11 protein-coding genes and 2 pseudogenes are annotated in these 14,537 nt (G+C 44.2%); 2 read left to right on the top strand and 11 right to left on the bottom strand.

Annotated features, from left to right (window positions below; genetic code table 11):
* Together EDM54_RS26750 and EDM54_RS04860 are read right to left on the bottom strand one after the other, a co-directional pair.
* Nucleotides 1–223: pseudogene (locus EDM54_RS26750) on the bottom strand (hypothetical protein); the annotation flags it as partial.
* A complete protein-coding gene (locus EDM54_RS04860) occupies nt 216–1,118 on the bottom strand; it encodes a hypothetical protein (protein WP_031932446.1) in 903 nt (300 codons plus the stop codon). The gene EDM54_RS04860 and the pseudogene EDM54_RS26750, both read right to left, overlap by 8 nt.
* A 1,017-nt stretch (nt 1,119–2,135) precedes the next feature.
* Here EDM54_RS04860 and EDM54_RS27325 point away from each other — a divergent pair.
* Nucleotides 2,136–2,926, top strand: a pseudogene (locus EDM54_RS27325) (transposase); the annotation flags it as partial.
* Between the two features lie 216 nt (nt 2,927–3,142).
* On the opposite strand, the gene EDM54_RS04850 reads toward EDM54_RS27325, so the two are convergent.
* From EDM54_RS04850 to EDM54_RS04830, 5 genes are all read right to left on the bottom strand, one after another.
* Nucleotides 3,143–5,311: a Z1 domain-containing protein gene (locus EDM54_RS04850; RefSeq protein WP_031932445.1), complete on the bottom strand. Its 2,169-nt coding sequence runs from the start codon at nt 5,309–5,311 to the stop codon at nt 3,143–3,145.
* Nucleotides 5,304–6,935: an ATP-binding protein gene (locus EDM54_RS04845; protein ID WP_031932444.1), complete on the bottom strand. Its 1,632-nt coding sequence runs from the start codon at nt 6,933–6,935 to the stop codon at nt 5,304–5,306. Before EDM54_RS04845 ends, EDM54_RS04850 begins: the two co-directional genes overlap by 8 nt.
* A gap of 3 nt (nt 6,936–6,938) precedes the next feature.
* A complete protein-coding gene (locus EDM54_RS04840) occupies nt 6,939–8,288 on the bottom strand; it encodes a DNA cytosine methyltransferase (RefSeq protein ID WP_203421453.1) in 1,350 nt (449 codons plus the stop codon).
* Between the two features lie 276 nt (nt 8,289–8,564).
* Complete coding sequence (gene rlmH / locus EDM54_RS04835; RefSeq protein WP_122957868.1) at nt 8,565–9,044, bottom strand: 23S rRNA (pseudouridine(1915)-N(3))-methyltransferase RlmH; 480 nt, start codon at nt 9,042–9,044, stop codon at nt 8,565–8,567.
* Between the two features lie 4 nt (nt 9,045–9,048).
* A complete protein-coding gene (locus tag EDM54_RS04830; RefSeq protein ID WP_003388805.1) occupies nt 9,049–9,291 on the bottom strand; it encodes a CxxH/CxxC protein in 243 nt (80 codons plus the stop codon).
* Between the two features lie 231 nt (nt 9,292–9,522).
* Between EDM54_RS04830 and EDM54_RS04825 the strand changes: the two genes are divergently transcribed.
* Complete coding sequence (locus EDM54_RS04825; protein ID WP_122957867.1) at nt 9,523–9,705, top strand: small acid-soluble spore protein H; 183 nt, start codon at nt 9,523–9,525, stop codon at nt 9,703–9,705.
* Nucleotides 9,706–9,772: 67 nt separating this feature from the next.
* On the opposite strand, the gene EDM54_RS04820 is transcribed toward EDM54_RS04825, so the two are convergent.
* The 4 genes from EDM54_RS04820 to cls form a co-directional block, all read right to left on the bottom strand.
* On the bottom strand, nt 9,773–10,927 hold the full coding sequence (locus tag EDM54_RS04820; RefSeq protein WP_170208405.1) for a DUF4179 domain-containing protein: 1,155 nt from the start codon (nt 10,925–10,927) through the stop codon (nt 9,773–9,775).
* Between the two features lie 18 nt (nt 10,928–10,945).
* Nucleotides 10,946–12,106, bottom strand: a complete 1,161-nt coding sequence (locus tag EDM54_RS04815; RefSeq protein ID WP_122957865.1) for a DUF4179 domain-containing protein — start codon at nt 12,104–12,106, stop codon at nt 10,946–10,948.
* Nucleotides 12,072–12,647 (bottom strand): RNA polymerase sigma factor, encoded by a 576-nt coding sequence (locus EDM54_RS04810; RefSeq protein ID WP_039070602.1) that lies wholly within the window; start codon nt 12,645–12,647, stop codon nt 12,072–12,074. Before EDM54_RS04810 ends, EDM54_RS04815 begins: the two co-directional genes overlap by 35 nt.
* 405 nt (nt 12,648–13,052) lie before the next feature.
* Complete coding sequence (gene cls / locus EDM54_RS04805) at nt 13,053–14,504, bottom strand: cardiolipin synthase (RefSeq protein WP_122957871.1); 1,452 nt, start codon at nt 14,502–14,504, stop codon at nt 13,053–13,055.
* Nucleotides 14,505–14,537 lie beyond the last annotated feature (33 nt).

Here is a 14,537-nt window from a genome sequence, read left to right as displayed (position 1 = left end):
AATTTTCATTTGCAGTTGACAGTCCACTTACCTGTTGAAATTTCCCAATCAACATCGAAAGCTTATCGGTAGTTAGCGAGGTGAAATATAGTAGGACTACTGCTAACAAAACCGGAAAAAACAAATCTACTATTAGCTCAGATGTCGATGCGTCTTTCCAGTACCTTATAAACGTTACTATAGGGAAGTTATTCGCCTTATAGAACGCTTTTAATTTACGCATCCTCGTCCTCTCTCCTTAACGGAGCTCTAGTTTGGGCAATTTGACTTAATATAGCTTCAGCAGAACGTAATGTAGGTTGCCCAGTCCCATCAACTTCTACGCTCCGTGAATACTTTTCTTGTGACTCATGCATACGAATCACCTTTTCGGCACCAGCTAGCTTACCTTTGACCACAATCTTAGTAACCCCCGGTTTATCCTTGTATCTTCTGATGAAAGGTACTGCGCCTGCTAATCCACTCCTTCTGAACTTTGCAGAGAAATCTAGCTTAACTGTTGTCGCATCCATTCGATCAGCTTCTGATTGAAGCATCTGAACAGCAGCGTTCTCGTCAGCGGCAGCTTGTGCAGTAGTGACTTCAATCGAAACTTTATTAACTGTGTTTAACGCCTGTATATTCTCGAAGAATGAATTATCCACCAGGGTACAGATTTGTATATATGTCAATTGGTTATTCCGAATCACAGGTTCACCAAGGTGTTCTAAATACTCTTCAACACGTGGCCTGTTTAACTTCATATTTGACTGGAGCAAGAGGAGACCGTCACTTTTACGAATCATGAAATAAGTGTATAGCGTCTCACCCTCTCTCAAATGCTTTGGATTAGGACGGCGAGTAAGGTTATCGGCATGAATTAATTCCCCTGTTGTTCCATACTCAGCATATGCAAATCGCCCAAATAAATAGCTTGTTTCAATTGAGAAATGATCCAAGTAGATCAACCATGAGTCGTGAAACCGTTGGGTCTTTTGATTATCTGGCAATTGATTAATATGGTCGAACAGATCGCAAACGATTTGCTTATCCCACTTAACCGCATCGACCTGTCGGCGTCCCTTAAGATAATGTAAGTCAATCTGATAAGCATAGAAGTTCTTCCTTTTTTCTGGCACTTCCTACACCCTCCTTTTTGCCCAGTTTTTCGACAAAGAGGAGATTAATCCCTGCAAGCTGAGTTTTGAATGAACTCGGTCACCATGTTTTCTTATAACGAACGGGGCTTCATCCTCTATAGATAACGAAATCCAGAATTCTACACCCGCCTGTTATGGTGTACTGCTTAATAACCGGACTTAAGAACAGTTACGTTATTGTATCTTGGGTGATAGCAATGTACTGCTGCATGATCGAGCGATCCTATTACTCCCATTTCCATCAACAGCCCTCAAGATGCTCTTCTCGTTCGCTATTCGCGATATATATAAAAGTGACTTTAGTATGCAATCCCACAGAGGCGAGCCCGAATTTCTTTCCGATCCGGTTCAACATCTTTTACACGGTGCTTCATTCGATCTCCCGCTTTATTTCAGCTTCAGTTTAACTTACTTGCTGACAAACAATCACTTGTCGGGGGACTTATATTCATCTTCGAACCCTTGAGACCTGGTGATAATGCACGGTTTTTGACCATTCTTTTTATTAATACTGTAGACAAGAAAGACCGCTTTAACAGTGCCAAGATTCTTGTTAAACCATAATGAATCACCCCTTGAGCGGTACGTTTCCAATATTATACCAAACGTTTGTTCGCATTTAAAGTGAGTCTTAGTGACAAATGGCCAGAAAAAGAGCATCAAAGTTTGATGATATGACCTTTCAGTAATTTTAGAGCTTACAGTTACATACAGCCTGCGGAAGATAGGGAGAATAACAGAAGCCTGTTGAGAAAACGAAAAATTGGGGCTGATAATTCTTGGCGTTATAGAAGACGTAAGCTCTAAACCTCTACACTACAATAAGGGTTAGAAAGGTTGGGAGATTTTCATGATGTCAAAAAAGTAGATCAAGCAGTGGACAAAGAGAAAAACATGAAGTCAATAGACTACGTGCAATCGGGGTTAAAGAATTTCTTCGCAGACACGATTTAGGGAAAGTTGAGGTTTGGATTGAGCCTTCACTTGGATATGCCAAAGGCGTATTCTAAGCGTGAGATCCAAGGCCATCTGTAGCAGTTCTATGGCATTGAAGTCTCAACAACACTCATTTCCCATGAATCAAATAAACTAGTTCCGATGATCAAAGAGTGGCAAAACTACCCTTTGCAATCGGTTTAGGCTATTGCCTTCCTGGACGCCTATCACTTTAAGGGCTGTCGTATAAAGCCGCCTATATGGTGATTGGCATTAACCTTGACTGTCATAAGGATGTGCTTGGAAACTGGATTGGAGAGAATCAATCGGCCAAATTCTGGCTGCATATACTCAATGAACTTGAGAAATTGTGAAGTCGGAGGCAGTTTCAGACGAAGACGGAGATTCAAAAATGTGTTATCTATCAAATCCGAAACTCCATCAAGTCTGTTCCTATAAAGATCTAAAGAACATTACGTCCGAACTGAAACCCATTTATTAAGTTCCAACGGAGCAAGCTTCAATGGAAGAACTCGAGTAGTTTGAACAAACCTGGGGCAGTAATATTCCATGATGGTTCGTTCCTGGCGAAATTACTGGGACGAAATTGCTACTTTCTTTACATACCTGCCAGAGATTCGAAAGCTGATCTATACAATCAATGTCGTTGAGGGCTTTATCGGCAACTTCGAAAAGTTACGAAGGAAAAAGTGATGTTCCCCACAGACGATGCTCTTCTGAAGATGTTATATCTCGTAACCATGGATGTTGGCCGAGTCTAGAACTGTGGCCAGAGTCTCTCACAGCTATCTTTTTTCTTTGAGGATCGAGTAAAGCCGCACATCCGTTAACAAATTAAAGGCCTCATCCCCCGAAAGGATTATCCTTCTTTCCACCAACGTGTCAAGAGTTCGCTTCTGCTTACGCCCTTGACTTTATTGGCTCCAGAAAAAATGTACCAACTAGGGGATGAAACCTTAATATATACCGGTTAAATGGGGGTACTTTGCTGAGGAATACCCTTACTACTAGATGAACTACTAATAATTTTACTTTCACCCAAAAGCTCATTTGATTTCACTTGCAACCACCAGTCGACCAATTTCTGATGCTACTGCCTCGGGAATATATAATGCTAGTAAGACGGTTTTAGGTGGATACGAATTTTTGTTTTCGTCATGTAAACTTACTATATGAATTTGTAATTGGACTCTATTATTATGTATATCACGATCTCCTGGATAAAAATTAGGATTATCCTTGCTTATTCTGACAGACTTTCCTTGCATTAAGTTTTTGATAAAACCTTTTTCATTTAATTCACGTTTACTTTGTTCATTTGGTCTCATCAAAATTACATCTATCCCAATAACTCTTCCCGTTTTATCAATTCTCGAGAGTAACTCCTGAACCAGGATATTATCCCAATCTCTCTGTTTGTTTTGGTGTAATTTTTGTAATAACTCATTAATAATGTATTCTAACGAACAATTAGGAGCTACTAAATGTACTACCCTTCCGAACTCTCTCTTCTCAAGAGTTTTTATCCCTTCAAAAAAAGATGTTACTATATTGACATTTTGTTGAGCAAGTACATCGTCAATCACAGGATTATTTTGAATTCTCCAACCTGAAATTTTAAATTCTTTTGTGTGAGCAACACTAGTTCTTGTTGGTTTGAATTGTTCAGATAATTGCATTAATCTTGGGTTCCAGTCTTTTACATTAACTCCTTGAGATTCCAAATATTTAATTCGATCCCATAGGTCATCTTCATGCCCTAATAAATCTGAAAATCCTGTACTAACATCTACTGGAGCAAAAATTCTGCATATATCAAGGTAATCCTTTTTATAACCGAACCATCTCGCCCGCTGTTCTACAGTGTCAGCTTGTGACTCTCTTGCCCTACGGGTAATATATGTAACCGAAAGGCCATCAAGGGTAACCCCTCTATCTAACATGTTTCCGCCTATAAAGATATTATTTTTTAAATGAATTTTATCTGGTGAAGGAACCTCACCTGATTTAGAACTATTTACAATCCAAGGAAGTCTTAAGTTTTTTATTTCATATCTTAACTGTTCTTTTATTCTCTCCCATGTTGGATATTCTTCAGAAACACAATAAAATTCTTCGATGTAACATTCCTTTATTATACTTAGTATTCCCTCTCGCCCCGGATCTCCATCAGCAAGTAATAATTTTTGTTTCCAATTCTCAACGAGGTACTTAACTCTATCCCCAACAATTTTATGATGATCCTTCTTGTGACTTGTGTGAACAAGCATAGAATGCTGCCCACTGTCCCCCCGAAGTGAACGTATTGCTCCACCTATAAGATAAATACTCAAGGCCTTTATAAAACTGTTTGGAATTTCACCTTTTTCTTCAAAAGGTATTTCAACTTCGGGTACATCTCTAATATACTTATCTTGGTGTACACCATGAAACATAGAGCCACCTGTATAACCTGAACCAGGTTCAATTAAAACACAAAATTCTGGAGAAAGTTCATCAATTGTTTTTATTAATAAATTTGCTTGCGGTGTTGCTGTAAAAGCAACGTAAGCATGTAAGTTAAAAACACGCTTTAATTCGATTATTTCATTGTATGTTGCCGATCTACCCCTTTTAGAGACTTTTGTATTTAATGAAGCCTGATCACCTTCATCATCTATAATTAGTGTTGGATAATGATTAAGTTCAGATGATGTAAAAATCCGACGCAAATGTGCAATGTGGTCTGGATGTTTAAGTATTGTGATTAAAACATTATTTCCAATTTCTAGTACACCAAGTATATCAGGCTCACGAACATCCTCAATTTCAGTTAGAGTTGATAATACAGCTATCTTTCTATCGTTACGATAATCTAATCCAAGTTGTTTCTTGATTCTTCTTGTGTTTTGTTCTAACAAATTTTTCTTGGTCCCAGCAAGAATAATTACCACTCGATAGCCATTATCGAAAGCTTGAGCCGTAAGCGTAATAAATGATGCAGTTTTTCCACTTTGTACCTTTCCTAAGGCTAGTCCCGTCCTCTTTCCATATCTCACCTTAGGGTCTGGACAATTTTCTAAAATCTTTGCTGCTGTACGAAAAATTTTTAGTCTTTCTTCTTCGTTAATATGAAGAAAATGTGACTCCAACTGCTGTTGCTCGCTTCCAAATAATTCAACTTTCCATGACCCCATACTTTCTTTATCAATATCGATACTAAAAGTTTCAGCCATAATTATAAGCCACCTCCAACTCACTAATACGTTTCAATATTTTATTCATTATGATTCTAAAGTCTGCTGGGTCTACATGCGAATCCTGACTGCTAGAGGTTAATCTCGCAATCTTTTCTGCTAAAGCAAGTGCAATAACAAATTTTTGTATAAGCTCCAAGTTATTGGCAGCTTGTATATATGGTGAAATAAATGGATGGGCTGTATTTAGTAGAACTTCTATTTCATCGTTTTTAGGGTATTGAATCCCCATCCAATGTTCATCCACCCTACTGTTTTTCCAATAGAGTTTAAACACCCAGATTGTTTGATCTAATTTTAATTTATATACTATTGGTCCATCCCTTTCTGTCTGGATGTCTTCTTCATTATTATTTTGTTTTTCAGCATAACCTTCACTTTTAGTCACAGTTTCCTTGTTCTGTTCTTTATTGTTTCTAGTATTCTCCTCATTTGTTTTTTCAGGTGGAATTTCATTACTAATCCATTTCCTAAATTCCTCATTTTCGAATACTTTTACCGTGGGCCCAGCTACATTTTCCATCTCTCGTCTTGTTATTGGCCTATTTTCAGTTTGTAATCGAATTATTTCTGCTTTGTCACCATATTCTTTACAAACCTTCTCCAATTCCTCAATAAATGAATCTTCTAAACCATCTGCCCAATCAAAACCATCTTTTGCTTGAGTAACTGGCCATTCATCAAGATGTAATTCTCCTATCAACCTTTGTGACCTAAACGTATTGGCTTGCCCAAAGACTTCGCTTGGCCTATATCCTTCATCAGGGCCACCAATAATTACTCTTCCTCGTCGTAATAGGACTAGTCCAGCATCTTTTTGTTTCCCCTGTTTTCTAATCCCAATCCATCCATGTACGGAAAGATTTTTATTATACCTGTCCCATGGCACAGAAAACTGGACCTCTTTTCTCCAAACCTTTTTATTACCGGTGGAGTCTGTCTCTTCATAAAACGGTGGCTCTTCAAAAGTGAGTGGGATATCATTCCATTTAATCGTAATCCTCCCGGATCGTAAATCATCCCTGTAAATACTTGCAAGATGCTCTCGCACCTTATTTACTGTTCTCCCGCGAATTGGTTGATGCATATCACTTATTGTTATCCTAGTGAAGTGTGATTCCTTATTTGTTGGTATTTCGTGATATATAACAACGTCTGCATGAGTTTTTGCCAGTTCCTCAACATCCATGGTTGCCCTATATATTTTTTCCGAGCCAAGCTGTGATGTTTCAACGGTCCACTTTGCACCAAACCAGCACGCAGCTGTTTTTAGACCCATCCCAAATTCACTACGACCACTTCTCTCCTTAGGTGGGCTATTTAAAACCAGTGCTCGTATGAAATCATCTAGCTCCATACCAAAAGCATTATCTTCAATTACCAAAACCTTCTCTGAGGGATTGTAGTCTATTCTTATTATTAGATGTTCTAGTACAGTTTCTTCAATTCCATTGTTCACCTTTATTCGGTTATTAAAAAAACTCTGAGTAGAATTATCAATAAACTCAGCTATTGCAAACCAAGCTTTATAACTTAATCTCCGATAAGTTGCATATACACTTGAAGTTGGTCTTATTCCTATTTGGCTCTTCTTTTCGACCATTTTTTACACTCCTGTTAGTAAATCGATCTTTTTTTCCATTGTCTCTTGTTTAAGAGAAAGTAAGCTTTGTGCTACTAATTCAACCACTCTAACATTGACTGCATTCCCTAAGGCTTTATATGCAGCAGTATTGCTATCAGGTAAATGAACTAATTCCTCCATGCTCTGTAATCTCGCACATTCACGAGGTGTCATATATCTATTTTCCCAAGCGATTATTGGAACCTGTGTACTTGTCATAGCAACTAAAGATGGAGAAGTTGTAGGACGTTTAACTCGTACTCCTGAAGCTCGAATTTGCAAAATAAATTCACTTAGTTGTCTTCTCTCACCTTTACAATTCCACTCAAATTTTTGGAAACTCGCGGGAAATGGTAAGATTTTTGGCAACCAATGATCAATCCATTTTTTATGTTCTTGATATAACTCTCGATTTTGTCTGATAAATTGTATCTTCCACTTTGGAAACTTCTCTTCTTTTGTTCTTGCGTAGGAAGGAAGTAATGAAAATAAAGTTTTTTCATCTTCTCCAACTAAAGGAACACCATGTGAACCATGATATTTTTTTAATTCCTTTATACCTAAAGCATATGGGGTTACATTCTCAAAGGGATATGTTGCACCAAATTCCATTGACCATATAGGAAATGAAGGCAACTTCAGGTCTTTGGGAAAATGGTCAAGAAAGTCTTGCCAAATATTTAAACAATCTATAACTTGATCTGAAAGAACCCGAGCATCAGAAGGGTAAACGTCGAGAATATTCTTAATTGAGATTGAATTGTCAACCATTTGCTCTGGCCACTGAAAATGATTTAAGCCACTTCTGCTTCCGACAATAATTACCCTCTCACGAATTTGTGGAATACCAAAATAATGAGGGGATAATTTTTTAATCTCAACTGTATATTCAAGCTTTTCAAGATGCTCTTTTGCCTCTCTCCAGGTTTTACCATTATTGTGACGTTCAAAATTTGCGACATTTTCTAGTATAAAGAAGGAAGGCTTGTGAACTTTTAATATCTTAAGAATGTGAAAAAATAAATCTCCTGATTCTGGATCATCGAACCCATTTTGTTCCCCAGCTTTTGAGAAGGGCTGGCAAGGAAAGCCTGCACATAAAATATCGTGCGGTGGTATATCTACAGTTATGGAAATTTCTCTTATATCTCCCATAGGCTTAATTCCAAAATTTTTTTCATATAATTTCCTCAATCTCTCATCCAGCTCGCATGCAAAAACACACTCATGACCTAATTTGTTTAAAGCAAGATGAAATCCACCTAATCCAGCAAAGAGGTCAACGAAAGTCATTCGTTGTTTTGAGTTATTTTTGAAGTTATCGTTGATCACTCTGGCACCCCCATAATAATGAAGAAAATATTACTATGATTCAAAAACCGTAGAAAAAATTGATTGCTTATCTTTATCCAAATCTTAACACAACGGTAAAAGTTTCACATGACTTTTCTCCTAAAAATATTTGTAGTTATTTGTCGAAATTATAAGTTCAATCTATTGAATTTAGTAAAAGAGCAGGTAGCAAGCGCGTACCTGCATCTGTTTTATTTATCGAGCCTGTTTATGTAGTTCTTATCAAGCGCAGCCTCTTACCTAATCCTGTTTACCCTACTTATGATAAGGCTCCCCCCGCCCAATCCGAAACGCCCGATAAACCTGCTCCACCAGCACCAGCCTCACCAACTGATGCGGAAACGTCATCTTCGAAAACGACAACTGCACATCCCCCCGCTTCAGCACCTCAGCCGACAGCCCCAGCGACCCGCCAATGACAAACGCCACCTGGCTGCGCCCGTGCAAAGCCAGCTTGTCCAGCTCGCTGGACAGCTTCTCCGACGACCACATCTGCCCGTCGATGGCGAGCGCGATCACGTAATGATCCGGCTTGATCTGGGCCAGGATGCGCTCGCCCTCCTTGCGCTTGACCTGCTCCATTTCGCTTGCACTCAGCTCTTCCGGCGCTTTCTCGTCGCTGACCTCCACGATCTGCAGCTTGCAATACGCCGACAGGCGCTTGGTGTACTCCGCGATCCCTTCCCGCAAGTATTTCTCCTTCAGCTTGCCTACCGTTACGATCGTAATCTGCACGCCCTTACATTCCCTTCTCGCGCAACAACGCAATCTCAGCCGGAGCTCCGCACTCGCGGCAGCGCTTGTCCAGCTTGTCGTCTTCAATAGAAGCGGCGCGGTACGTATCCGGCGCAGCCTCGAACTCATCCACATACTCGTCTATCTGCGTATCCGCATGCTCCATGCAGGCAAAGCGCACCGGATGCTCCGGGTGCAGCGCTACGTCCTTGCCCTCGATGCGAATCGTTTTTTCTTTCTTGTCCATTCGTAAATCGTCCTTTCCGTTCCTGTTTGTCGTCCTTATTCTACCCCAGAATGCCTCGTTTTCAAATGGGGCCGGTCTGCTGCCTCACATGTCGTTTCCCCATTGGAAAAAATGAGCGTTCCCCGGCATATGCTACCCGAGAATCTCATACCCATAAAAACACGTCTCGGAATGCTCTCCCACCCCTCCAGCAAATACTAGTGGGGACAACATCACGAGGAGGTCTGTAAAATGAACAAGCAGCGCGCCAAGGAAATCGCGGCTTCCCCCGTCATGGCGAATGTCACCTTGAATAAGGTGCCGGTCTATATCCAGCACGTTGATGAAGAAACCGAGATGGCCAGAGTCTATCCGCTGGACGAGCCAGAGCGCGAACAAAGCGTGCCCGTAGACAGCCTGGTAGAGCATCACTAAAAAACATCCCGTTCCACTGCAAAATAGTGGGTCGGGATGTTTTTTCCTTTGTTATTCTTTTTGTCCTTTACCGCTGTTTCAGCAAATGGGACAGCGGTATGCGATTGTACGTGTGCAGGTAGCCGTTGACGTCCACAACCATCTGAAAACGTTCGCCTTTGTAATCAAATTGGGCAGTACCCGTTTGTCTTTCCACGGTCTTATTGTAGGTTCTCATGCTTATTTCCACTGTTCCGGTCTTCTGATACTGCTTCACATGCTCATCGCCGAGCAGCTTCTGAAAAAATTCGGCTGCTTTTTGTCTGTAAAAAGCCTCCGTTTGCGCACTTTTTTCTGGCTCTTCCCTGAAGGTGGGAGAACCAAAGGAGCCATAATCCAATAGCTCTCCTGTCGTACTGTCAAACTGCATCGAGGCAAACATTTTCCCCTTGTCGTCAAAATTCCCGGTTTCATGGAGCACGATTCCCCATACTCCGCGAATTTGCCTGTTGTCTGTCATCGGGCTTTTGGAATACCCCGTCATTTTCAGGCCTTTCAGCAGCGGTTCAGCCTCCAATAATTTTTGATAGTTTTGCTGAACATGCTTGGGCAAAGGTTCCTTTGCTTTGTCAGGAGCAGGCGTTGCCGAGCCCCCTGCACCGCTTTGCCCGGACGGAGACCCTTTGGGAGAAAGCCCTGCGCCAACTCCCGACTTCTGCTGTTTTGCCACCGGAATGTCCAGCTCGCCCGTTGTCTTTGGATCTGTCACATCATTGCCAAATGCCACCTTCGCATGCAAGGTAAACTTGTCTGGCAACGGCTCCGTGATTTCGATATTCCTGATCCCTTTAAACTGGTTTCCGTTTACCCGCTCCACTTCTTGACTGCCTTTGTAAGGAACGGGCTTGTCGGAATTGTCCACGGTAAATTGCCAAAGCTTGATTGTTTGGGCCATTTTGAGAGCTTCTGCTTCATTCTGGGTTTTGGGCATCTGGATGGCATAACCGATATCCATACGCGAGCCGTCATAGAAGACTTCGTTCACCGTCACTGTCATTCCGTTCACCGTCACACTTGGACTGGCCTGTGCGGCTTTTGTCTGTGCGCCGGTTGCGGTTTTCACAGGCGCCGCTTGCACGGTTGATGTCTCCCCCGGAAGCGCTGCCGTTATGCCCGCGACTGTGACCACGCCGGCCAAAACTAGACCGCCGATTGTTTGCGGTGTCCGTTTGTTTCCCATCATGATCTCTCCTCTTTTCATTTATTTGTTTTGACTGTCCGCTTTGAGCGGAATGACTACGGCCTTATTCGTTTCCTCGACGCCGTTCATGCTCGGGATGAGCTTCACGGACTCCGGTCTTTCCCGGAGTGGAATGACAAACCTTCTCCAGATTCCCTTTTCGTCCCAAGTGAGGGTTTCTTCCGCCTCTTCGATGGCTTCTCCCTTGTCGTTCAGCAGCCTGTACGCAGGGTCATACGGTTTATCGTCCGGCGGAATCTCTTTCAGCAAAATGGTCGTCGACGCCGGAGTAAGCGTTACGGATTCCACTTCAAACACATAGCCGCTTTGCATGGTCTGGGAAATGTCCGGGGACAGCTCTGCGCTGTCTTCCGGCTTCATCTGTTTTACCACCGGAATGTCCAGCTGCCCCGTTGTCTTCGGATCTGACAAGTCGTCGCCAACCGATACCTTTGCATGAAAAGTAAACTTGTCAGGCAACGGCACTGTCACTTCCATATGCTTCATCCCCGCAAACAGGTTTTTGTCCACCCGCTCCACATCTTGACTGCCTTTGTAAGGAACAGGCTTGTCAGAATCGTCCACGGTAAATTCCCATATCTTGATATTGCGGGCGATATTAAGGGCTTCTGTTTCGCTTGCGGCTTCGGGCACCTGGATGGCATACCCGATATCGATACGCGAGCCGTCATAGAACACTTCGTTTACTGTCACCGTAATTCCGTTCACCGTCACGCTTTGACTGGTCGGTGTGACAAGCCCCTTTTCCCCGGCGATATGCAAGGTTTCATCCTTGAACAGGGAAAACACGGATCGGATTAGCGGAATGCTTTTCAGCTTTTCGGCCATCGTCGGCGATGAGAAACCGGCAGCAATCAAGATGACAAAGAAAAAGCATGCAGCGGTTGCTGCAAACATCCATTTTCTCGCGACCCTTCGCTGGCGAACGGGAGCTTTTGTGGTCCCTGCCGTTTCAAACAATGTTTGTCTGATTCTCTCTCGCGTGCCTGGATCGGGGGAAAGCGCCTCTCTCTCTCGTTCAAGCCCCTGTACGACCTCGATGAAGCCGGGAAATTCTCGTTCAAGATCATCGCTTTGCAAATCCGTCCGGGGTTTCATCATCTGCTTGGCAAGCTGCTCCGTCTGCTCAAACGAAGCTGTTTTTCTCCTGTCGCCGTTCATTCATATCCCCCCATCCGCGTAATTTGCCTTTCAGCTTTTCCAGAGCCCGGTAGAGCCGGTTTTTCACTGCGCTTTCGCCCATCTCCAGAATTTGTGCAACCTCGACGAGCGTACAGTCCGCGAAAAATCTCAGCATGATGATCTCCCGCTCAGTCTCGGGCAACTGCTGCAAAGCGGATAACAGATCAAGCTGAATCGCTGTCCGCTCGGCGTGCCCCTCCAATAGCTCGGTCTGTATGATATCCAGCTCCGTCTCCTTCGGCCGCCGTCGAAGCCTCCGGTTTTCGTCCAGCAGCACACGCTTTGCAATCTGAAACAGCCAGGTGGAAAAAAGCGATTCTTCCCGGTAGCTCGACAGTCCATTCAGGGCTTTCATAAAAGTGAGCTGTGTCAAATCTTCTGCATGCGACCTCCCCACCTTGAATGCAAAATAGCGGTAAATTCGCTCAAAATAAAAATCGTACAGCGGAGCAAAATCCTCGCGCTTCCGTTTGGCTCGCGAAACCCAGTAGGCCGGATCAAAAGGCGTCGATTCTTCCACTTCCCTCCCTCACTCCCTTCACATGAATTAGACGCCATCCTTTCGGGGATCGACACATCATTTTTTGAAAATCGAAAAGAATGCTGAAAACAAAAAAAGCGGCCGATGAAACGGTCGCTTTTTCCTGTCAATTCCTGCTGTGTACTTTGCTGCCTGCTACTGTTCGCCCGCTCTGCCTATCTTCTCTGTCTACCTGCTACTGCTCGCAGGCTCTGCTTATTTTCTCTGCCTACCAGCTGCTGCTCGCCTGCTCTCTATGGCATGCGGTCAGCTCCGTTTATCTGCTATCTGACATTACAGTCCCTCATACCGGCTCACCAACACACCGGCTGCCCCGACATGCAGTCCGATCCACCACAGCCAGCCGCTTTGCTTTCCCCCTTCAACGCCCCATCCATTTGTGCCCTACAAAATCGGCGACAACAGCCTCGTCAGCGACTCCTGCAACCGCGCCTTCAGCGGCCTGCTCTCATACTCCTCCCGTGTCACCTCATGACACTCAGCCAAATCCTCAAGGAAAATCTGCTCCAGCCGCTCCGCCGTAGCCGAGTCAAACAAAAAAGCGTTCGTCTCAAAGTTGATCTTGAAACTCCGTATATCCAGATTGGCCGTGCCCACGGAAGCGATCTGTCCGTCCACGACCATCGTTTTGGCGTGCAGGAATCCTTTCTCGTAGCGGAAGCAGCGCACGCCGCTCTTCAACAGCTCGCCCAGATACGACTGGGACGCCCAGTAGACGAGCTTGTGATCGGCCCGGCCGGGTATCATGACCCGGACATCGACGCCGGACATGGCGGCCATTTTCAGTGCCGTCAGCAGGCTGTCGTCGGGGATTAGATAAGGCGACTGCAAATAAATGCGCTCTTTTGCCTTGTAAATCATTTTCAAATAGCCGTGCTTGATCTGCTGCTTCTCGGAGTTGGGGCCGCTGGAAACGATCTGGATGCCGACGTTTCCGGTCCTCTGACTCGGCGGGAAATAGCGCGGCTCGTCCTCCATCCTCCGCTGTACCTGGGCCGACAGATTCCAGTCCAGGTAAAAGCGCGCCTGCAGCAGATGGACGGCGCTGCCGGTAATCCGCAGATGGGTGTCCCGCCAGTACCCGAGCTTCCGATCCATCCCCAAATACTCGTTTCCGATGTTAAAGCCGCCGATATAGCCGACCTCGCCGTCGATGATCACCAGCTTGCGGTGATTGCGGAAGTTGACCCACATGTTTACATATGGAATCGGCGATGAGAAAAACGCGGCCACTTCTCCCCCCGCTTCCACCAGCGGGCGGAAAAAGCGCGGCGTCAGCTCGGACGAACCGATCGCGTCGTACAGCAGCCTCACCTTTACGCCCGCCGCCGCCCGCTCGGTCAAAGCGCGGATCAGCCTCTCTCCCAGCTCGTCTTTGCGGATGATGTAATAGAGCAGGTGGACATGGTCTTCTGCCTTGGCAATGTCGGCAAACAGCGCTTCAAATTTTGCCTGCCCCTCGGTATATATGTCAATGTGATTATCCTGCGTATACAGCGCGGCATCACTGACGAGATTCATGTGGATCATATCGCGGTGGTCGACGATGGCTGGATCGTGGAAGCGGATGGTCCCGCTTTCCATCTTCCTGATTTGCTCCTCCAGCACCACCTGATAACGGGAAAATTCCCCTTCCCTCAGCTTGTAGAGCTTGCGGCGCGACAGCCTTTGGCCAAACACCAGGTAGATGACAAAGCCAATCCCCGGCAAAAACAGCAAGACCATGAGCCACGCCCAGGTAGAAGCGATGTTTCGCCTCTCCATGAATATTAAAACCGCTGCCAACAGCAAATTGACTATCGACAGGCCGGTATAGATTTGTTGAAACAGCTCCATTTCGCTGAACCACCCCTGCCCCTGAGCGTTGAT

This window comes from Brevibacillus borstelensis (genome assembly GCF_003710865.1).
Taxonomy (GTDB): Bacteria; Bacillota; Bacilli; order Brevibacillales; family Brevibacillaceae; genus Brevibacillus; species Brevibacillus borstelensis.
This window is presented reverse-complemented; position numbering and strand designations above follow the sequence as displayed.

Excerpts from the sequence above, each read along its gene's own strand:
- EDM54_RS04815 (WP_122957865.1), bottom strand. The coding sequence starts at position 12,106 with ATGAACGGCGACAGGAGAAAAACAGCTTCGTTTGAGCAGACGGAGCAG.
- EDM54_RS04830 (WP_003388805.1), bottom strand. The coding sequence starts at position 9,291 with ATGGACAAGAAAGAAAAAACGATTCGCATCGAGGGCAAGGACGTAGCG.
- EDM54_RS04850 (WP_031932445.1), bottom strand. The coding sequence starts at position 5,311 with ATGGCTGAAACTTTTAGTATCGATATTGATAAAGAAAGTATGGGGTCA.
- EDM54_RS04820 (WP_170208405.1), bottom strand. The coding sequence starts at position 10,927 with ATGATGGGAAACAAACGGACACCGCAAACAATCGGCGGTCTAGTTTTG.
- cls (WP_122957871.1), bottom strand. The coding sequence starts at position 14,504 with ATGGAGCTGTTTCAACAAATCTATACCGGCCTGTCGATAGTCAATTTG.
- EDM54_RS04825 (WP_122957867.1), top strand. The coding sequence starts at position 9,523 with ATGAACAAGCAGCGCGCCAAGGAAATCGCGGCTTCCCCCGTCATGGCG.
- EDM54_RS04845 (WP_031932444.1), bottom strand. The coding sequence starts at position 6,935 with ATGGTCGAAAAGAAGAGCCAAATAGGAATAAGACCAACTTCAAGTGTA.